Origin of the sequence: Streptomyces sp. NPDC091376, from assembly GCF_044757085.1 — a bacterium.
GTDB lineage: Bacteria > Actinomycetota > Actinomycetes > Streptomycetales > Streptomycetaceae > Streptomyces > Streptomyces pratisoli.
Genome location: NZ_JBIVUF010000009.1, coordinates 72,527 through 91,581, shown reverse-complemented (window position 1 = coordinate 91,581; position 19,055 = coordinate 72,527). Strand labels below are relative to the sequence as shown.

The window sequence follows — 19,055 nt, the reverse complement described above, 5'->3', positions numbered from 1 at the left end:
GGTGTCCTTACGCGGTCGTGCGGGGCGGTCGGGAGGTCGCCCTGCGCCCTGCGGGGCGCAGGGGGAAGAGGGCGCGGTGCAGGGCGGCGAGCGCCAGGTCGAGGACGACGGCGACGACCGCGACGAGGACGGCACCACCGAGCACCTGCACGAGATCGCGCTGGGCGAGGCCGTCGAAGACGTACCGGCCGAGGCCGCCGAAGCTGACGTACGCGGCGATGGTGGCCGTGGCCACGACCTGGATGAGCGCGAGCCGCAGCCCGGTCATGATCAACGGCATCGCGAGCGGGATCTCGACCTGGAGGAGGACCTGGTGGCCGCGCATGCCCTGGCCGCGGGCCGCGTCCTTCACCTCCGGGTCCACGGCGGTCATGCCCGCGTAGGTGTTGGTGACGATCGCCGGGACGGCGAGGGCCACCAGGGCCACGTACACCGGGGTCATGGACAGTCCGCCGGCCAGGAAGACGAGGACGACCAGTCCGACGGTGGGCAGTGCGCGGCCGAAGGAGGAGAGGTTGATGGCGAGGAAGGCGCCGCGGCCGGTGTGCCCGATGAGCAGCCCGACGGGCAGGGCGATCGCGGCCGCGATGAGGGTGGCGAGCAGCGAGTACTGGAGGTGCTCGGCGAGCCGGTGCCCGATGCCGTCCGGGCCCGACCACTGGGCGCCGCTGACGAGCCAGCCGCCGAGGTCCTTGAAGAGTTCGTACATGTCAGGCCCGCTTCCTTCGCCAGGGGGTGAGCACGTACTGCACGGCGACCAGCAGCGCGTCCGCGGCCAGCGCGAGGAGCAGGGTGAGGACGATCCCGGCGATGACGGGCGTCGGGAAGCCGCGCTGGAAGCCGTCGGTGAAGAGCTGTCCGAGGCCGCCGTCGCCGATGTACGTGGCGACGCTGACGAGGGAGATGGACATGACCGTCGCGATCCGCACCCCCGCCATGATCACGGGCAGGGCGAGCGGCAGCTCCACGGTGAGCAGGGTGCGCAGCGGGCGCGTCCCCATGGCCCTGGCGGCTTCCTTGGTCCGCGCCGGGACCGAGTCGAGGCCCTCGACGGTGTTCCGCAGCAGTACGACCAGGGTGTAGATCGTCAGCCCGATGACGGTGGTGGTGCGGGTGAGCCCGGAGACCGGGAGCAGCAGCACGAACACGGCGATCGAGGGGATGGTGAACAGGACGTTCGACATCCCGAGCAGGAATCCGCGCAGCGGCCGGATCCGGTGTGCGACGACGGCGAGCGGCAGCGAGATCAGCAGCCCGAACAACACGGCGGACAGGGCTGCTTGAAGGTGCGAGACGGTGAGCGCGGTGAGATCGCCGGTGTGGTCGGCGAGCCAGCTCCAGTCGATGCTCACGCGGCCCCGCCTCCGTGCTGCCCGGCGTGCTTCGCCGGGGCGACGGCGTCGGCCGACGCTTCCGACGCGGAGTCCGACGCGGAGTCCGACGCGGAGTCCGACGCGGCGTCCGGTGCGGGGCTTCCGGTGGCCCCGGTCGCCGGGACGCCGAGGGCGGTGCCCGCCGCACGGTGCGCCGCGGCGGCGTGGTCGTGGATGTCGTCGCGGGACGAGACGCCGGTGAGGACGCCGTCCGCGTCGACGCGGGCCACGACGCCGGTCGGCGAGGCGACCGACTCGTCGAGGGCCGCGAGGAGGGAGTCCGTGTCGCGCAGCGCACGGACCGGCAGCAGCGGGGCGTCGTCCCTGGCATCGTTGTCGCGCCAGCCGAGCGGGCTGCGCGACCCGTCCAGGACGAGCCGCCAGCGGCCGCCTTCGGGGACCGGAGCCTGCGGCACACCCGTGAGCGTGCTCAGCGACAGCAGCTTCAGGCCCCGCTCCGCGCCGAGGAAGTCCGCGACGAAGGCGTCCGCCGGGCGGGCCAGCAGCTCCGCGGGCTCGGCGTACTGGACGAGATGGCCGCCGGTGCGGAACACGGCGATGCGGTCGCCGAGGCGTACGGCCTCGTCGACGTCATGGGTGACGAAGACGATCGTCTTGTTCAGCTCGCGCTGCAGGCGCAGCAGTTCGTCCTGGAGCTGGGTCCTGACGACCGGGTCGACCGCGCCGAACGGCTCGTCCATCAGCAGCACCGGCGGATCCGCGGCCAGCGCCCGCGCCACCCCGACCCGCTGCTGCTGACCGCCGGAGAGCTGGTGCGGGTAGCGCTTGCCGGTGTCGGCGGCGAGGCCGACGGTCTCCAGCAGCTCCGCCGCCCGCGCCCTGGCCTTGCGGCGGCCCCAGCCGAGCAGCAGCGGCACGGTGGCGACGTTGTCGAGGATCGTGCGGTGCGGGAAGAGGCCCGCCTGCTGGATCACGTAGCCGATGGAGCGCCGCAGCTCGGCCGCGTCCTGGGACCGTATGTCCGTGCCGCCGACGTGGATCGTGCCGGAGGTCGGCTCCACCATTCGGTTGATCATGCGGAGAGTGGTGGTCTTGCCGCATCCCGAGGAGCCGACGAGGACGGTGATACCGCCCTCCGGCATCTCCATGGTGAGTCGGCTGACCGCCGTCGTGCCGTTGGGGAAGCGCTTGTCCACTGCGTCGAATCTGATCATCAGTCGTCCCTTGCCCGGCCTGCATATGGTCATGCACAGTTCTGGGTGACTGAATAAGTTGTCAATGCCCTCGGGTAAATCCCTGGTGACGAATGCTCGTACGACAAGGCGAGCTGTCCGGAAAAGGAGGCGTACGCGCATGATGTCGTCCCACATGGTGGACGGTCCGGCCGACATCGTCGTCCTCGACGGACAGAGCCTTCCGGTCGCGGACATCGTCCGGCTCGCCGACGGCGCCGTCCGGCCCGTGCCCGGCACCGAGGCCATGAAACGCGTCGAGTACGCCTGGGACACCGCCCGCGAACTCGCCGCCTCGGGCCGGGTGTACGGACGCTCCACGGGCGTCGGCGCCAACCGCAGCGAGGACATCCCCACCGAGGCGGCCGCCGACCACGGCCTGCGGCTGCTGCGCAGCCACGCCGGTGCCATCGGTGAGCCGCTGCCGGCCCGCGAGGTCCGCGCCATGCTCGCCGTCCGCGCCAACCAGCTCCTCGCCGGCGGCGCCGGACTGCGCCCCACCGTGATCAGCGCGCTCTGCGAGGCGCTGGAGACCGGTGCGCACCCCGTCGTCCACGAGTACGGCTCCGTCGGCACCGGCGACATCGCGGCGCTCGCGCAGATGGGCCTCGCGCTGGCCGGTGAGCACCCCTGGCAGGGGCCCGGTTCCGCCCCCGCCGCCCAGCCGCTCGACAACAACGACGCCCTCGCCCTGATCAGCAGCAACGCGCTCACCCTCGGCCAGTCCGCGCTCGCCCTGGACGAACTGCGCCGGCTGGTCACCGCCACCGAACTCGTCGCCGCGCTCTCCCTGCTCGCCGTCGACGGCTCCTACGAGGCGTATGCCGAGCCCGTCCACGCGGCCCGCCCGCACCCGGGCTCCACCACCGTCGCCGCGCGGATGCGCGGGGTGCTGGGCGCGCCCGCCCGTCCGACGCCTCCGCTCGGCCGGATCCAGGACCCGTACGGCTTCCGCTGTGTGCCGCAGATACACGGACCCGCGCACGACGCGGCGGACGCGCTGGAGCGGTCCCTCACCGTCGAGATCAACGCCGCAGCCGAGAACCCGCTGATCCGCCCCGAGGAGCACGCCGCCTATCACCACGGCGGCTTCTACCTCGCGGGACTCGCCCTGGACCTCGACCATTTCAGGCTCTCGCTCACCCAGGTCGCCCGGCTCTCCACCTCCCGGCTCTCCGCGCTCAACGAGCCCGCCTACACCAGGCTGCGGCCGTTCCTCGCGGACACCGAGCCCGCGTCGTCGGGGGTGATGATCCTCGAGTACGCCGCCGGGGCCGCCCTCGGCGATCTTCGTGCCTGTTCCGCCCCCGCGTCCCTCGGCCACGCGGTACTGTCCCGGGGCGTCGAGGAGCAGGCCAGCTTCGCCTCGCTCGCCGCCCGCCAGACCCTTCGGGCGAGCGGCCCCTACCGGCTCGTCGTCGGCTGTGAACTCGTCGCCGCCGTACGGGCCCTGCGCCAGCGAGGGCTGCGCCCCGACCCGGATCTGCCGGTCGGGCGGGCGTTCGCGCTGGCCGAGGCGGTGCTCGACGAGGAGCACACCGACCGGCCGCTGACCGACGACGTGACCGCGGCGGCCGCGCTGCTCGACACCTTCGGCGCGAGCAGCACCATGACCGGCGGCGCGAGCAGCACCATGACCAGCACGACCGACAGCACGACCGGGACGACCGGCGCGTCCGGCACGTTCGGTGAGACGACCTGGGGGACGGTATGAACGACAGCAGCCCTGCCGCACGACTGCAGCAGCTCTTCGAGGGGCACCGGCTCACCCCCACCCAGCGCCGTATCGCCCACTGCATGGTGCGCCGGGCCGCCGACGTGCCGTTCCTGTCCAGCGTCGAACTGGCCGAACTCGCCGGGGTCAGCCAGCCCTCCGTGACCCGCTTCGCGGTCGCGCTCGGCTTCGACGGCTACCCGGCGCTGCGCAGACACCTGCGCGAGGTCGCGCCCACCGAACCGGCCGGGGACGACGACGGGTTCACCGAGTACCAGCAGGCCGTGCACGCCGAGATCGAGAACCTGCGGCATCTGGCCGCCATGCTCGCCGACCCGGCACCCGTCGAACGGGCCGGCCGGCGGCTCGCCGCCTCCCGCCCCCTCCTCGTGCTCGGTCTGCGTGCCGCCTCCTCCCAGGCCCGCGGCTTCGCGTACTTCGCGGCGAAGGTCCACCCGGACGTACGCCTCCTCGACGAGGGCGGCACGATGCTCGCCGACCGGATCGACGCCGCCCGCCGTGCGGGTGCGAGCGCACTGCTCTGCTTCGCCCTGCCCCGCCATCCGAAAGAGGTCGTGGAGGCGCTGGCGTACGCCCGGTCGGCCGGGCTGAGCGTCGTGACGGTCGCCGATTCGGCGTTCGCGCCCGTCGCCGCCCACAGCGATCTGCTGATCCCGGCCGCGGTCGGCACGGGCCTGGCCTTCGACACGGCGTGCGCGCCGATGATGCTGGGCCGGGTGCTGCTGGAGGCGATGTGCGACGATCTGCCGGACGCACAGGCCCGGTTGGAGGACTTCGACACCCGGGCCGCGGAGCGCGGGCTGTTCACGGAATGATGCGGCCGCCGCCTCTCAGCGCGCGGCACGCCCGCCGCGCCGAGGTGTCGGGCCACCGCACGACCGGCCCCGCCGCCGGGGACGCCGCCCCGGGCGGGGCGCGGCGCCGCTGAGCGGTCGGCGGGGCGCCGGCGGGGGTCAGACCTCCAGTGTCGCCTCGATCTTGCGCAGCTGGTGCCGGGCCATCGCCAGGTTGGCGCGCTTGGTGTCCAGGGCCATGTACAGGAACAGCCCGTTGCCGCCTCGTGCCTTGAGCAGGCGGATCAGGTGGTACTGCGAGCTCAGGGTGATGAGGATGTCCTCGATGTCGTCCTGCAGGCCGAGCATCTCCATGGTGCGGAGCTTCGCCCGCACCACGTCGGTGTTGCCCGCGGCCGCGACGTTCAGGTCGAGCTGCTTGCCGCCACCCATCGTGCCGAGCGCCATGCCGCTGGTGTAGTCGACGAGCGCGACGCCGATCGCGCCGTCGATCGTGGCCATCGCTTCCTTGAGAGCGGTCTCGGTGTTCGCCATGGTGATGCCTTTCCTAGTCGTTGAACTCATGGGATTGGTGTGCTGTTCGGTCAGGGACGTTCGAGTGCGCCGTCGACGAGTTCGGCTATGCGGGCCCCGGCCCTGCGGGCTTCGAGGTGCAGCCGCCCGACGTTGACGCGCGGCTCGGCGGTGACGGTGAGCACGGCGGCCGACCCCGCCGCGTAGGTCGCCACATAGCCGCTCTCACCGCGGACGAGCAGTTCGCGGAAGCCTCCTTGGCCGGTCGCCTCGGTGAGCCGCACCGCCACGCCGAGTGCCGCGGCGGTCAGCGCGGCGACCGTCTCCGCCTCCGTGTCCGGGGTGTCCCTGGCCAGTACGAGACCGTCCACGCTGGCCGCGAGGGCGCCGGTGAGCTGCGGTAACCGGGTCCTCAACCGGTGGAGTTCGTCGAGGACTCCGGTACTCGCCGTCATCAGCTGTCTCCTCTCGGCGCGCTGTCTCATCGCGCGCATCACAGCGTTGCCTCCAGGGCGTCACGGAGCCGGCGGAGCAGGGCGACGTCCGGATCTGCGGACGTGCCCATCACACGGACGACATCGGGTGGCGGTAGCGGCGCGGTGGCGCCGGTGTCGGTTCGCGGGGTCTCGACGAGCCCGGCCGCGGCCAGCCGGCGCACGTCGACCAGCGTGTGGAACGCGGGGCGGCCGAGGGCCAGGGCGATGTCGGCGGGGGTGCGCACCCCGTCGGCCAGGTCGAGCACGGCGCGCTGGCGCGGGGCGGCCCGTGACCCGGCGGAGCGGCGCACGGGCACGACGGGCGAGGTGTCCGTCTCGGGGTGCGCCCAGAGCCGGTCGAGCAGTGTTCTGCGCCGTAAGGTCTCCCGCTCGACGGCCTCGGCCGCCACGGGCCGTACGGGGCCTATCCAGTGGGCCACCCCGTAGCGGAAGCGGGAGGGGCCGCTGCCGGGCGCGAGTGCGAAGTACGCGGCGTCGTACAGCGCTCCGAGATGGCAGATCTCCAGCTCGCCGTCGCTGAGCCGGCCGCTGTCGACGAGATGGCGGCCGACCCGGCCCTGCGCCCCGGCCTCACGGAGCGCCTCCTGCCAGCCGTCGGCGCGCAGCCGCCCGCCGGCGGTCAGCAGGACCTCGATACCGGGCGCGGCCGGGCTCTCGGCGTGCACCACCTGGCCGTCGACGAGGTAGAGCGTCCCCCGGTCGCGTAACAGCGCGCCTGTGGCCCGCTCCGCGGCGAGCCGCAGCAGCATCGGTGAGACGGTCACTCCAGCACCAGCCGCTCGGTCAGGTCTCTCATCCGCAGCCTGGCGAGGGCGAGATTGCCCTCGGCGCGGTCGAGCCAGAGGTGGAGCAGGACGCTGCTGTCGAAACTCGTCTCGACGAAGCGTAGGACGTGATAGCAGGTACGGGTGGTGACGACGAGGTCCTCGACCGGAGGGTTCTTGCCGAGGTCCGTGTCCTCGGCGAGCCCCACGGGGGCGAAGGTGGGGTGTTCCGCCGCCATGCGCGCCAGCTCCGCGGTCTCCGCCGCCGCCGTCTCGTGGTCGGCGCCCGCCGCGTCCCCGACCGTGCCGAGGGCGAGTCCGCTGGTCCAGTCGACGAGGGCGGCGCCGCGCACTCCGGGCAGCCGCATGGCGTGCAGCAGACACTCGTCGATTCCGGGCACGCGGAAATCCCCCTCCAGCACGTGTGCGAACGGCTCGGACGTACGTCCGTAGCCGTGACGTTACGCAACGGAGTGTCGGCAGGTGGGAGTTCTGGCATTTTCCATCGGAACATGCAGCCGGTCCGATAAGGTCCGCCCCACCCCATTCGGCCCTCGGCTGCTTGTTCTCAGCCTCTGGCTGCCTCTTCCTCGTGCCGTACCTTCATCCACACCTTGTTGACGGCCCACAGGGCGATCCCGATGGCGACGAGCACGCCGGCCCTGATGTAGACGTCGGACCCGCGCTCCGAGAGCGGGCTGGCCAGGATGACCGAGGTGATCGCCCCCAGCACGGGCAGGATCGTCGGCGTACGGAAGTGGCTGTGCTCGACGGGGTCCTTGCGGAGCACCAGCACCGCCACGTTGACCACCGTGAAGACGCAGAGCAGCAGGAACGCGGTGGTGTCGCCGAGCCCTTCGATCTCGCCCGTCGAGACGAGGCCGATGGCGATCACGGTGACGAAGATGATGCCGTTGACGGGCGTACGGCGCTTGGGGAGCACCCGGCCCATGCCGCGCGGCAGCACCTTCTCGTTGGCGAGTCCGTAGCAGAGCCGCGAGGCCATCATGATGTTGATCAGCGCGGAGTTGGTGACCGCGAAGAGCGCGATCAGCGCGAAGAGCTTCGGCGGGAAGTCGACCCCGCCGGCCTTGACGACCTCCAGCAGCGGCCCGCTCGACGTCTCCAGTACCCGGTAGTCCACGAGCAGCGAGGACACCAGTGCCACCAGCACGTAGATCGTGCCGGTCACGCCGACGCCGAGGAAGATCGCTCGCGGGAAGGTGCGGACCGGATCCTTGGTCTCCTCCGCCATGTTGACCGAGTCCTCGAAGCCGACGAACGCGAAGAAGCCCAGCGCCGTGGCGCCCAGAATGCTCGTCATCAGCGCGAAGCCGGTGCCGGAGGCCTGGAACTCGCCCAGCCGGGACGGCTCTCCGGAGCCGGTGAAGATCGCCGACGCCCCGATCGCGAGGATGATCACCAGACCGGTCAGCTCGACGATGGTCAGCACCACGTTGGTCTTCACGGACTCCGACACGCCGCGCAGCGCGAGCGCGGCCAGCGCCAGGATGAAGAGGATCGCGATGAGGGTGGGCGGGACGGCGTCCGTGAACTCCTGGAAGTAGTCGCCGCTGAAGGCGCGGGCGGCGGCGCTCGCGGACGACAGCCCGGAGCACATCACCATGAAGGCGATGATGAAGGTCAGGAAGGGCAGCCGGAACGCCTTCTGGGTGTAGAGGGCGGCGCCGGCGGCCTTGGGGTACTTGCCGACGAGCTCCACGTACGACGCCGCCGTCATGACCGCCACGATGAAGCCGATCAGGAACGGCAGCCACAGCGCGCCGCCCACCTTGCCCGCGACCTTCCCGGTCGTGGCGTAGATGCCCGTACCGAGGATGTCGCCGATCACGAAGAGGATCAGCAGCTTCGGGCCGATGGCGCGTTTGAGTGAAGGTTGCTGCTCAGGTTGCTCCGTGGAAGTGGATGTGGCCATGAGACACCTCTCCCGTTCCCGCTTACCGGTGGGAAGGTACCTGCCCGTCACCCCTCCCGTGATGCCTGCCGCGCGGCGGTTGGGCCGTACGGGGCCGAACGGGGGTGCGGGGGCCGCGGCGGACCGGGCCGGCAGTCCTGGTTCGGGCGGCCGGCGCCGCGCGAGAGGCGATCGGATCCGGCGTCAGCCGCGCCCTGACTCCACCGCCGACGCGACATCGGCGAGGTCCCGCTCGATGGCCTTGACCACGGCACGCTCGCCGAGCGGCCCCAGCACCTTGGTGAGCAGGCCCATGAAGCCTCCGGGAGGTGTCGCCGAGAACGTCATCCGCACCGTGGTCGTCTCCGGCCCGTCGGCCCGCAGCGACCACTCGGACACGTAATGGGCGCCGTGATTGTCCGCCTCGACGACGAAACGCTCCGGCGGCTCGCTCACCGTCACGTACATCTCCTCGGTGGCTTCCTTGCCGAGCATCCGTCTCGTCTCGCGCCAACGGGTGCCGACGCCGAAGCCGCCCTCCGTGAGGACCTCGATCCGCTCCACCCCGCTGAGCACGCGCTGCGAGCCCTCCAGGTCGGTCAGGGCCTCCCAGATCCGCCCGGCGGGCGCGGCGACCCTGCGCTCTACGACGACACCTTTGCTGCTCATGGCTCCATGGAACCACCGGGGTATGACAACCGCCCGCTACAGCAGCGCGTCCGCCGAGCCGCCGCCCGCCTCCGTCACGATCTCCTCCAGGCTCTGCGCGGCCCGGACGGTCACGAACCCGACCCCGTCCCCGTCGGCCCGGAAGCCGTGGATCCCGGGCCTGGCGAGGCTGTTGTACGCGTAGTGGCTGCTGAAGTAGTACGCGCCGGTGTCCAGTGCCGCGACCACGTCGCCCGGCTCCAGCAGCGGCAGCGCCCGCGCCTCGGCCAGCAGGTCGCCGGCGAAGCAGGCCGGCCCCGCGATGTCCTGCACGACGGTGTCACCGGTCCTGGGCACGCCCTTCGCGTCGTACACCGCGATCCGCAGCGGCCATGAGACGGGGTCGTAGATGGTGCGGGTGGCGATCTGGACGCCCGCATGGGTGACGGCGATGGGCCGGGCGCCGGTGGTCTTCGTGTACTCGACCCGGGTGAGGACCGTGCCGTGCTTGGCCAGCAGCGACCTGCCGAACTCGGTGACCAGCCCGTACCGCCCGTCGAACAGTCCGGGGACCTCCTCCCGCAGCGCCCGGGCGTAGGCGGCGAAGGTCGGAGTCTCCTCGTCGGAGGTGAAGTTGACCGGGAGCCCGCCGCCGATGTCGATCGTGCCGATCTGCTGCCGCCCGGCGGCCGCGTTGATCTCCTCGGCCAGCTCGTACACGGCCCGTACGCCCTCGGCCATCAGTTCCAGGGTCAGCCCCTGCGAGCCGGAGTGCGTGTGCAGCCGGGTCAGCCACGGCCGGTCGAGACAGGACCGGACGACCCGCTCGCGGGCGCCCTCGTCGCGCAGCGCGACCCCGAACTTCGAGGTCTTCGTGGCGGTCGACAGCGCCCCGATCGCGCCGGCGCCGATCTGGGCGTTGACCCGCAGTCCGAGCGGGGAGCGGCTGGGTTCCCGGCCGACCAGGTCGTCGATCCGGTCGAGTTCCTGGAGGTTGTCGGCGTTGACGGCGATCCCGAGGCCGAGTGCCTCGCGCAGCTCGGGGAGGGTCTTGGCGGGGGAGTCGAGGACGATGTTCTCCGGCCGGATGCCGGCGGCGCGGGCCAGCGCCAGCTCGCCGGGGCTGGCGACCTCCGCGCCGATGCCCTCCGAGCCCAGCAGGCGCAGCACGGGCACCAGTGGCGCGGCCTTGACGGCGAAGGCGTGCAGGACGGGGGCGTCGGTGATCTCGGCGAAGGCGGCTGTGAGTGCGGCGGCGGAGGCGCGGATCCCGGCGATGTCGAGCAGGGCGGTGACGGGCTCGCTCCCGTTGAGGAGGCCTTGTTCCACGGCCGCTCGGACGGCCTGATCACGACGGTCTGAAGCCAGATGAGCCATGTGTACCAGTCAATCATCCGGACCCGGCCCGCGCCGCCCTGTTGACTGGAATTATTCAGGAGGCCAGGATGTGAATGGAAGAATCACTGTCGCGAGGAGGCATCGGCATGTCTGGACCCCGCCCGGTCAGGGCACCGCGTGGTACGGAACTGAGCGCCCTTGGATGGCAGCAGGAAGCCGCGCTGCGCATGCTCCAGAACAACCTCGACCCGGAGGTCGCCGAGCACCCCGACAAGCTCGTCGTCTACGGCGGCACCGGGAAGGCCGCCCGCGACTGGCGCTCCTTCGACGCGATGGTGCGCACGCTGCGGACCCTGAAGCAGGACGAGACGATGCTCGTCCAGTCCGGCCGCCCGGTCGGCGTCATGCAGACCCACGAGTGGGCGCCGCGCGTGCTCATCGCCAACTCCAACCTGGTCGGCGACTGGGCGAACTGGGAGGAGTTCCGGCGCCTGGAGGCCCTCGGTCTCACCATGTACGGCCAGATGACGGCCGGCTCCTGGATCTACATCGGCACCCAGGGCATCCTCCAGGGCACGTACGAGACCTTCGCGGCCGTGGCGGCGAAGAAGTTCGGCGGCACCCTGGCCGGCACGATCACGCTCACGGCCGGTCTCGGCGGAATGGGCGGCGCCCAGCCGCTCGCCGTGACCATGAACGACGGCGTCGCGATCTGCGTCGACGTCGACCCGCGCGCGATCGAGCGCCGGATCGAGCACCGCTACCTGGACGTGAAGGCCGACAACCTCGCCCACGCCCTCCAGCTCGCGGTGGAGGCCCGGGACGCCCGCCGCCCGCTGTCGATCGGCCTGCTCGGCAACGCGGCGGAGCTGCTGCCGCAGATGCTCGCGGAAAGCGCCCCGATCGACATCGTGACCGACCAGACGTCGGCCCACGACCCGCTGTCCTACCTCCCCGTGGGCGTCGACTTCGACGACATGGCGTCCTACGCGGCGAAGGACCCGGCCGGGTTCACGACCCGGGCCCGCGAGTCGATGGCCCGCCATGTGGAAGCCATGGTCGGCTTCATGGACGCGGGCGCCGAGGTCTTCGACTACGGCAACTCCATCCGCGGCGAGGCGCAGCTGGCCGGTTACGACCGGGCGTTCGCGTTCCCCGGCTTCGTACCGGCGTACATCCGGCCCCTCTTCTGCGAGGGCAAGGGCCCCTTCCGCTGGGCGGCGCTCTCGGGCGAGGCGTCGGACATCGCGAAGACCGACAAGGCGATGCTGGATCTCTTCCCCGAGAACGAGTCCCTGGCCCGCTGGATCAAGCTGGCCGGTGAGCGCGTCCACTTCCAGGGCCTCCCGGCACGCATCTGCTGGCTGGGCTACGGCGAGCGCGACCGCGCGGGCGAGCGCTTCAACGACATGGTGGCGAGCGGCGAGCTGGCGGCCCCGCTGGCCATCGGCCGCGACCACCTCGACTGCGGATCGGTCGCCTCCCCGTACCGCGAGACCGAGGCGATGCTCGACGGCTCGGACGCGATCGCCGACTGGCCGCTGCTCAACGCCATGGTCAACGTCGCCTCCGGCGCGTCGTGGGTGTCCATCCACCACGGCGGCGGCGTCGGCATGGGCCGCTCCCTCCACGCCGGCCAGGTCACGGTCGCCGACGGCACGAAGCTCGCGGGCGAGAAGATCCGCCGCGTGCTGACGAACGACCCGGGCATGGGCGTGATCCGTCACGTGGACGCGGGCTACGACATCGCGGAGTCGGTCGCCGGGGACCGCGGCGTCCGCATCCCGATGCGGGAGGACTCGTGAGCGACCCCGACCGGGTTGTGCCCGCCCCTTCCGCCGCGGCGGAACGTACGCCCACACCCCCCTCGTTCCACGAGATGTGGGCGGACCTCGCGACCATCGGGCGCGACGCCGACTCGGGCGGCTACCGCCGCTATGCCTGGACCGGCGCCGACGCCGACTGCCGCACCTGGTTCCAGGAGCAGGCCGAGGCCCGCGGCCTCACCTGCGAAACCGACCGCAACGGCAACCAGTGGGCCTGGCTCGGCGACCCTCCTCCCGCCTCCGGCGGAGGGAGCCCCACCGCGGGTGACGCCGTCGTCACCGGCTCCCACCTGGACTCCGTGCCCGACGGCGGCGCCTTCGACGGCCCCCTCGGCGTCGTGTCCTCCTTCGCCGCGCTCGACGAACTCCGCCGCAGGGGAGCGACGTTCACCAAGCCCTTCGCCATCACCAACTTCGGCGACGAGGAGGGCGCACGCTTCGGCCTCGCCTGCGTCGGCTCCCGGCTCACCGCCGGCCGGCTGACCAAGGCGCAGGCGTACGAACTCCGGGACGGGGACGGCGTGAGCCTCCCGCAGGCCATGGAGGCGGCCGGTTTCGACCCCGGCATCATCGGCCCCGACCCCGAACGCCTCGCCCGCATCGGCGCGTTCGTCGAACTCCACGTCGAACAGGGCCGGGCCCTCGACCTGTCCGGCGACCCCGTCGGCATCGCGAGCGCCATCTGGCCGCACGGCCGCTGGCGGTTCGACTTCCGCGGCGAGGCCAACCACGCCGGCACCACCCGCCTCGCGGACCGCCGCGACCCGATGCTGACGTACGCCGAGACCGTCCTCGCCGCCCGCCGCGAGGCGGAGCTGGCGGGCGCCGTCGCGACCTTCGGCAAGGTCTCCGTCGAGCCGAACGGCGTCAACGCCATCCCGTCGCTCGTCCGCGGCTGGCTCGACTCGCGGGCGCCGGAACAGTCGGCCCTGGACGTCGTCACCGCCGCGATCGAGGCGGCCGCCCGCGAGCACGCCGAGCGCAACGGCATCGACCTCACCGTCGTACGGGAGTCGTTCACGCCCGTCGTCGAGTTCGAGCACGCACTGCGCGACGAGCTCGGCAAGATCCTCGGCGGGCGGGCCCCGCTGCTCGGCACCGGCGCGGGACACGACGCGGGAATCCTCTCGGAGTCCATCCCGACCGCCATGCTGTTCGTACGGAATCCGACGGGTGTCTCGCACTCCCCGGCCGAGTACGCGGCCGAGGACGACTGCCTCGCCGGCGTCATCGCACTGGCCGACGTACTGGAGGGACTCGCGTGCAGCTGACGACGTACTGGCTGGAACACGCCTGGCTCGGCACCCATGTCGAGCCGGGCGTGGCGCTGGAGGTGCGCGACGGCCGGATCACGGCGGTCCTGACCGGGGCCGAGACCCCGCCGCCGGGCGCCGAGGTGCTGCGCGGTCTCACCGTCCCCGGTCTCGCGAACGCCCACAGCCACGCCTTCCACCGGGCCCTGCGCGGCCTCGTCCAGGTCGGCTCGGGGACGTTCTGGACCTGGCGCGACTTCATGTACAAGGTGGCTGCGCGGCTGACGCCGGAGTCGTACCACGCGCTGGCGCGGGCGGTGTACGCGGAGATGGCGCTGGCCGGGATCACGGCGGTGGGCGAGTTCCACTACGTCCACCACGCCCCGGACGGCACGCCGTACGCCGACCCCAACGCCATGGGCGAGGCGCTGATCGCCGCGGCGGCGGACGCGGGCATCCGGATCACGCTGCTCGACACGGTGTATCTGTCGGCGGGCTTCGGCGAACCTCCCACGGCGCACCAGCGCCGCTTCTCCGACGGCACGGCCGACGCGTGGGCGCAGCGGGTGTCGCTCCTCAAGGACCAGGAGTGGGCGCGCATCGGCGCGGCGATCCACTCCGTACGGGCCGTCCCGGCGGCGCAGCTGTCGACGGTGGCCGAATGGGCGGCGTCCCGTGAGGCGCCCCTCCATGTGCACCTCTCCGAGCAGACCGCCGAGAACGACGCCTGCCTCGCCGCCCACGGCCGCACCCCGGCACGGCTGCTCGCCGACAACGGTGTGCTGGGCCCGCGCACGACCGGCGTCCACAGCACCCATCTCACGGACGACGACATCGCGCTGCTCGGCGGCAGCACGACCGGCACCTGCATGTGCCCCACGACCGAACGGGACCTGGCCGACGGCATCGGCCCCGCACAGGCCCTCCAGCGCGCGGGTTCCCCGCTCTCCCTCGGCAGTGACAGCCACGCGGTGATCGACCTCCTGGAGGAGGCGCGCGCGATGGAACTGAACGAGCGCCTGCGCAGCCGCACCCGCGGCCACTGGACGGCGGCGGCACTGCTGCGTGCCGCCACGGAGGACGGCCACGCGTCCCTGGGCTGGCCCGACGCGGGCCGCCTGGAAGCGGGCGCCCTCGCCGACTTCACCACGGTCGCCCTCGACACGGTCCGCACGGCGGGCCCGCTGCCGAGGCTGGGCGCGGAGACGGCGGTCTTCGCGGCCACGTCGGCGGACATCCGCCACACGGTCGTCGCGGGCCGGCACGTCGTGCGGGACGGGGCACACACGCTGGTCCCGGACGTGCCGTCGGCCCTGACGGAGGCGATCGCGGCGCTGCGGGGCTGAGACAGGACGTCGAATGAATCGGCCGTTGCATTCGGCCGATCATTTCGGCGATCCTGGGGCCATGTCCCGACCTGCCACGCACGACGATCCCCGTATACGACGCCTGGAGCGCGCCACGAAGCGCCTGGCGGACGCCGAGAAGGAGTTCGGGGCGGCACTGATGGACCTCCTGGAGCACGGACCTCGAGGAGCACAGGCAGCAGCGACCCGCATCACGGGAATGAACCGCGACACCCTGCGCCGACGGCACCGGGACCACGAGGGCCGGAGGAAGAGCGAAGCGACGAATGCCGCCTGACCGAGCCATTTCCCCACCCAGGAGCCTGAGATGACGTCGCAGTCCACTGAGCCGGCCGGCGAACCGCTCATCCGCATGCCCGCGAAGACCCCGGCAGCCCTGCGTGTCGCTGTCGCGCGAATCGATCCCGATGTCCTCCCGCGCTTCGATGCCGACTGGGCCACCGCCATGAACCAGGCCCGTGACGAGTACAGCCTTCTCCCCGGGCGTCATTTCACAGAGCACTGGTGGGCCTGGGTCGCCGTCACGCGCTGGCCCGCCCGCGCCGCTCGGCTCCGCGAATGCGAGCAGATCGTCGCCACCTCTGACGACCGTGCAGCTCGCCGTGCCGCCGCTGCGGAGATCGGCCGTATCCTCGCGGACGCGGAGGGGACCGCCGCGTGAGTGACTGGACCTGGGAGTACCTTCCTGACGCCGCGCATGTCGTCGGGGGACTCACCCCGGAACAGCGCAACGACATCGAGAATGTCGCACAGCGCGTCTCCGAAGCGGTCGGTGTCCGCCGCATCGGCCGCCCTTTCGACATCACCGAATCAGCCTCCGGCGTCCTCAGCCACGGGGACGGGCCGGTGATGCTCTGGTACCAGGAGGACTACCGCGACGACGTGGTGTTGATCCTGCGCGCTCACCACTTCAACGCCGACACCCTCACCGAGGGCGAGTGACTACGGCCATGGGGGCGCCGGAGCCGTGCTGCTGGTCCCGGACGTCCCGTCGACTCTGACGGCGTCGATCGCGGCGCTGCGGGGTGACCCGCCCGGAGGGCCTGTCATGGGAAAGGGTCCTCGGGGGCGCGGATCACGGTGCACGGGTTTCCGGCCTTCGGTCAGCCGTGGGCGGTGTCGATGACACAGAAGCGGTTGCTGTCGGGATCGGCGAGTACGACGAAGTCGGCGTCGGCCGGGTAGAGGCCCCAGTCGACGCGCCGAGCGCCCAGGGACACCAGCCGCTCGACCTCGGCGGCCTGATCCGCCGCGTCCCCCGCGTACAGGTCCAGATGGATCCGCGGACGCTCCTGCGCCGGCGTCTCGCTCAGGCCGAGCGACAGCTGGACCCCGGCCCCTTCCGCCGGTACGAGCACCACCCAGTCCTCTTCCATCTCCTCGCGCGGGACGTATCGCAGCGCCTTCATCCAGAACGCGGCAGCACGCGGCACATCCGAGACGCCCAGCACCACGGATCCGATTCTCAGCATGCGCCGATTCTGGCGCCCCGCCGCACACCCGCCGGTGCCGACAGCCGAATGTATGGAGCCGCTCCACTGAGAGTAGTTTTCCTCTTGAGAATGAAGCAGTACTCTCTTCGCTAGAGTCCCACTCTGATGAAGAGGGGTCCTTCTCCGAGGGGTCGAGCACGATGATGCACCTGACGGTTTCCTCCCATCGCCGAGACGGCTGGTCGGTCGTCACGGTTGCGGGCGAGCTGGACATCGCGACCGCCGGCCTGCTGGGCGACCACCTTCAGGACGTGAGCGCGGCTCACGACCCGGTCAGACTCATCGTGGACCTGTCCGCGCTGGCCTTCTGTGACGCGAGTGGTCTGCGCGTACTTGCGGGCGCCCATGACGCCGCCCGCCGACGCTGCGGCGAGCTGCGCCTCGTGTGCCCGGACGGGATGATCACGTATCTGCTGCGGATCACCGGCCTGATCGACGTGATCCCGGTCCACGCCACCCTCCCCGAGGCCCTGGCGGCAGCGCCGTCGGGCCTGAGTGTGCACCGGGCCTGAGCGTGCGCCGGGCCTGAGTGCGCGGACCGCCCGCCGGCGGGATCCTCTGGTCACTCCGGCCGTGCGTGCTGTGTGGGCCGTGCGGGCCGTACGAGGTCGATCTCCGCCCAGACCGTCTTGCACGGGACCGGGCCGGAGCGGACGCCCCAGCGGGTGGCGAGCGCCTCCACGAGGAGCAGCCCACGGCCCGACTCACGGTCGGGCGCCGCGGGTTGCGGAGCGGGGAGGCGGTCACCGCGTGTGTCCGTCACCTCGATACGGAGCGTGTGCGGCGTCGCGGACAGCCTCAGGCGGAAGTCGCGGCCGGAAACACGGCCGTGGAGCGCCGCGTTGGCGGCGAGTTCGGCGATGACCTGGACGGCGGCGTCCGAGGCCGCACCGCTCACACCCCAGGAACGCAGCTGCTCCGCGGCGAGGAGGCGGGCGAGGCGTGCACCGCGGCGGGTGGAGGAGGGCCGGACGCTGAACTGGGCCGCAGCGGCGAGGGGTTGGGCGATTTGCTGATTCATGTCACTCAGCGTGGCGGTGCGTGCCTACTCTGAACAGTGATGCGGCCTGTACGTACAGTGACTGTCCCGGCGCTGTCCTGTCTTGTCCCGGCTGTATCGCGTGACGAGTGGGTACGGCGGGCGTTGGACACGACCGGCGCGGCGAAGACGGGGGTGCGGGATGGACAGTGCGACGGACGTGAACGGCGGGGTGGACGAGCCCGGCTGGGACGTCGATCCGGACGACGAGATCGCGCCGGTGGTGGAGATGGCGGGCGGCCAGCTCCGGCTCTGGCGCGAGGGCGCGGGGCTGCGGGTCACGGAGTTCGGGCAGCGCATCGGGTACAGCGAGGACCTGATCCGCAAGGTGGAGCGCGGGGCGCGGATCCCGAGGCCGGAGTACCTGGAGAAGGTGGACCAGGTGCTGGGGGCGGGCGGCAAGGTCGCGGCCATGAAGAAGTTGCTGGCGGAGGCGCGGTACCCGAAGAAGGTCCGGGAGCTGGCGAAGCTGGAGGCACAGGCGGTCCAGCTTGAGGCGTACCGCACCCACAATCTCCACGGCCTGCTACAGACGGAGGAGTACGCGCGGGCGTTGATTCGGACGCGGCGACCTGCTCACCCCGAGGATGAGGTCGAGCGGATGGTGGCGGCTCGGGTGGCTCGGCAATCGATCTTCGAACGGGTGCCCGCTCCCGAGCTCAGCTTCGTCCAGGAAGAGGTGACGCTGCGCCGCCCGATCGGAGGCAGAATGGTGCTACGTCGACAGCTCGAACATCTGCTGGAGATCGGTCGGTTGTGCAACGTTGAGATTCAGGTGATGCCGACCGACCACGAAGGCCATGCGGGAATGGCTGGTGTGATCGAAGTGCTGAAGTTCAGTGACGGCACGGCTATTGGCCGCGCGGAGGGCGTATTCAGCAGCCGCCCGGTGTCCGAACTGAAACAGCTCCGGATCATCGAACTGCGCTATGGCATCATCCGGGCTCAGGCTCTCTCGCCACGAGAGTCGCTGGCCTTCATCGAGCAAGTGCTGGGAGAGACATGACCCTCAAGCCCTCCGCCGCGGATGGCCCGCTGCTGCAGTGGTTCAAGAGCAGCTACAGCGACAGCAGCGAAGGTGACGACTGCGTCGAGGTCGCCTGGACCAAGAGCAACTACAGCGACAGCAGCGATGGCAATGACTGCGTCGAGGTCGCCTCCAGCCCTTCCTGCCCCACCATCCACATCCGCGACTCCAAGAACCCCGACGGCCCCCGGCTCACCGTCGGCCCCGCCGCCTGGACAGGCTTCCTCGCGTACGCCTCCGAGTAGTACCGCCGCCGGTAGCAGGGCCGAGCGGGCGCCCG

Annotated in this window: 23 protein-coding genes; 11 read left to right on the top strand and 12 right to left on the bottom strand. The window is 71.6% G+C overall.

Annotation, left to right across the window (positions count from 1 at the left end; translation table 11 throughout):
* Positions 1 to 7: 7 nt before the first annotated feature.
* Genes ACIQMR_RS20765 through ACIQMR_RS20755 form a run of 3 tightly spaced genes read right to left on the bottom strand, consistent with a single transcriptional unit; the run spans position 8 to position 2,548 of the window.
* Positions 8 to 709 carry an ABC transporter permease gene (locus tag ACIQMR_RS20765; protein ID WP_401389109.1) on the bottom strand — a complete coding sequence of 234 codons (702 nt, stop codon included), beginning with the start codon at positions 707 to 709 and terminating at the stop codon, positions 8 to 10.
* Position 710: 1 nt separating this feature from the next.
* Positions 711 to 1,352: an ABC transporter permease gene (locus ACIQMR_RS20760; protein ID WP_401389106.1), complete on the bottom strand. Its 642-nt coding sequence runs from the start codon at positions 1,350 to 1,352 to the stop codon at positions 711 to 713.
* Entirely contained in the window at positions 1,349 to 2,548 is a 1,200-nt protein-coding gene (locus ACIQMR_RS20755) for an ABC transporter ATP-binding protein (RefSeq protein ID WP_401389103.1), read from the bottom strand. The genes ACIQMR_RS20760 and ACIQMR_RS20755 overlap by 4 nt, the downstream gene beginning before the upstream one ends.
* A gap of 142 nt (positions 2,549 to 2,690) precedes the next feature.
* Between ACIQMR_RS20755 and ACIQMR_RS20750 the strand changes: the two genes are divergently transcribed.
* Positions 2,691 to 4,280, top strand: coding sequence for an aromatic amino acid ammonia-lyase (locus ACIQMR_RS20750; RefSeq protein WP_401389587.1), 1,590 nt, complete (start codon positions 2,691 to 2,693; stop codon positions 4,278 to 4,280).
* Entirely contained in the window at positions 4,277 to 5,116 is an 840-nt protein-coding gene (locus tag ACIQMR_RS20745; protein WP_401389100.1) for a MurR/RpiR family transcriptional regulator, read from the top strand. The genes ACIQMR_RS20750 and ACIQMR_RS20745 overlap by 4 nt, the downstream gene beginning before the upstream one ends.
* Positions 5,117 to 5,254: 138 nt before the next feature.
* On the opposite strand, the gene ACIQMR_RS20740 is transcribed toward ACIQMR_RS20745, so the two are convergent.
* The 7 genes from ACIQMR_RS20740 to ACIQMR_RS20710 all read right to left on the bottom strand — a co-directional run bounded on the left by ACIQMR_RS20740 (position 5,255) and on the right by ACIQMR_RS20710 (position 10,809).
* Entirely contained in the window at positions 5,255 to 5,629 is a 375-nt protein-coding gene (locus ACIQMR_RS20740) for a hypothetical protein (RefSeq protein WP_401389097.1), read from the bottom strand.
* A gap of 50 nt (positions 5,630 to 5,679) precedes the next feature.
* Positions 5,680 to 6,063, bottom strand: a complete 384-nt coding sequence (locus tag ACIQMR_RS20735; protein WP_266378592.1) for a roadblock/LC7 domain-containing protein — start codon at positions 6,061 to 6,063, stop codon at positions 5,680 to 5,682.
* 38 nt (positions 6,064 to 6,101) lie between these two features.
* Positions 6,102 to 6,854, bottom strand: coding sequence for a transcriptional regulator (locus ACIQMR_RS20730; protein WP_401389585.1), 753 nt, complete (start codon positions 6,852 to 6,854; stop codon positions 6,102 to 6,104).
* Between the two features lie 11 nt (positions 6,855 to 6,865).
* Entirely contained in the window at positions 6,866 to 7,270 is a 405-nt protein-coding gene (locus tag ACIQMR_RS20725) for a hypothetical protein (protein ID WP_401389094.1), read from the bottom strand.
* Positions 7,271 to 7,437: 167 nt separating this feature from the next.
* Positions 7,438 to 8,805: an APC family permease gene (locus ACIQMR_RS20720; protein ID WP_401389091.1), complete on the bottom strand. Its 1,368-nt coding sequence runs from the start codon at positions 8,803 to 8,805 to the stop codon at positions 7,438 to 7,440.
* A 183-nt stretch (positions 8,806 to 8,988) separates the two neighbouring features.
* The gene (locus tag ACIQMR_RS20715; RefSeq protein WP_401389088.1) at positions 8,989 to 9,453 is read right to left on the bottom strand and encodes an SRPBCC family protein; all 465 of its coding nucleotides are present in this window, start codon (positions 9,451 to 9,453) and stop codon (positions 8,989 to 8,991) included.
* A 36-nt stretch (positions 9,454 to 9,489) separates the two neighbouring features.
* The gene (locus ACIQMR_RS20710) at positions 9,490 to 10,809 is read right to left on the bottom strand and encodes a diaminopimelate decarboxylase (protein ID WP_401389085.1); all 1,320 of its coding nucleotides are present in this window, start codon (positions 10,807 to 10,809) and stop codon (positions 9,490 to 9,492) included.
* A gap of 107 nt (positions 10,810 to 10,916) precedes the next feature.
* Here ACIQMR_RS20710 and hutU point away from each other — a divergent pair, with 107 nt between their 5' ends.
* From hutU to ACIQMR_RS20680, 6 genes are all read left to right on the top strand, one after another.
* Positions 10,917 to 12,575, top strand: coding sequence for a urocanate hydratase (gene hutU, locus ACIQMR_RS20705; protein WP_401389082.1), 1,659 nt, complete (start codon positions 10,917 to 10,919; stop codon positions 12,573 to 12,575).
* Between the two features lie 74 nt (positions 12,576 to 12,649).
* Positions 12,650 to 13,867: an allantoate amidohydrolase gene (locus ACIQMR_RS20700; RefSeq protein ID WP_401389582.1), complete on the top strand. Its 1,218-nt coding sequence runs from the start codon at positions 12,650 to 12,652 to the stop codon at positions 13,865 to 13,867.
* Entirely contained in the window at positions 13,858 to 15,195 is a 1,338-nt protein-coding gene (locus ACIQMR_RS20695; RefSeq protein ID WP_401389080.1) for a formimidoylglutamate deiminase, read from the top strand. Before ACIQMR_RS20700 ends, ACIQMR_RS20695 begins: the two co-directional genes overlap by 10 nt.
* A gap of 61 nt (positions 15,196 to 15,256) precedes the next feature.
* On the top strand, positions 15,257 to 15,493 hold the full coding sequence (locus ACIQMR_RS20690; protein WP_401389077.1) for a hypothetical protein: 237 nt from the start codon (positions 15,257 to 15,259) through the stop codon (positions 15,491 to 15,493).
* A gap of 30 nt (positions 15,494 to 15,523) precedes the next feature.
* A complete protein-coding gene (locus ACIQMR_RS20685; RefSeq protein ID WP_401389074.1) occupies positions 15,524 to 15,877 on the top strand; it encodes a DUF6247 family protein in 354 nt (117 codons plus the stop codon).
* A complete protein-coding gene (locus tag ACIQMR_RS20680) occupies positions 15,874 to 16,158 on the top strand; it encodes a hypothetical protein (protein ID WP_401389071.1) in 285 nt (94 codons plus the stop codon). Before ACIQMR_RS20685 ends, ACIQMR_RS20680 begins: the two co-directional genes overlap by 4 nt.
* 161 nt (positions 16,159 to 16,319) lie before the next feature.
* On the opposite strand, the gene ACIQMR_RS20675 is transcribed toward ACIQMR_RS20680, so the two are convergent.
* On the bottom strand, positions 16,320 to 16,688 hold the full coding sequence (locus ACIQMR_RS20675; protein ID WP_401389068.1) for a VOC family protein: 369 nt from the start codon (positions 16,686 to 16,688) through the stop codon (positions 16,320 to 16,322).
* A 161-nt stretch (positions 16,689 to 16,849) separates the two neighbouring features.
* Here ACIQMR_RS20675 and ACIQMR_RS20670 point away from each other — a divergent pair, with 161 nt between their 5' ends.
* A complete protein-coding gene (locus ACIQMR_RS20670) occupies positions 16,850 to 17,221 on the top strand; it encodes an STAS domain-containing protein (RefSeq protein WP_401389065.1) in 372 nt (123 codons plus the stop codon).
* 50 nt (positions 17,222 to 17,271) lie between these two features.
* On the opposite strand, the gene ACIQMR_RS20665 is transcribed toward ACIQMR_RS20670, so the two are convergent.
* Positions 17,272 to 17,730, bottom strand: coding sequence for an ATP-binding protein (locus ACIQMR_RS20665; RefSeq protein WP_401389062.1), 459 nt, complete (start codon positions 17,728 to 17,730; stop codon positions 17,272 to 17,274).
* A gap of 160 nt (positions 17,731 to 17,890) precedes the next feature.
* Here ACIQMR_RS20665 and ACIQMR_RS20660 point away from each other — a divergent pair, with 160 nt between their 5' ends.
* Both ACIQMR_RS20660 and ACIQMR_RS20655 read left to right on the top strand, forming a co-directional pair.
* Entirely contained in the window at positions 17,891 to 18,754 is an 864-nt protein-coding gene (locus ACIQMR_RS20660) for a helix-turn-helix domain-containing protein (RefSeq protein ID WP_401389059.1), read from the top strand.
* The gene (locus ACIQMR_RS20655; RefSeq protein WP_401389056.1) at positions 18,751 to 19,020 is read left to right on the top strand and encodes a DUF397 domain-containing protein; all 270 of its coding nucleotides are present in this window, start codon (positions 18,751 to 18,753) and stop codon (positions 19,018 to 19,020) included. Before ACIQMR_RS20660 ends, ACIQMR_RS20655 begins: the two co-directional genes overlap by 4 nt.
* The last annotated feature ends 35 nt before the right edge of the window (positions 19,021 to 19,055 follow it).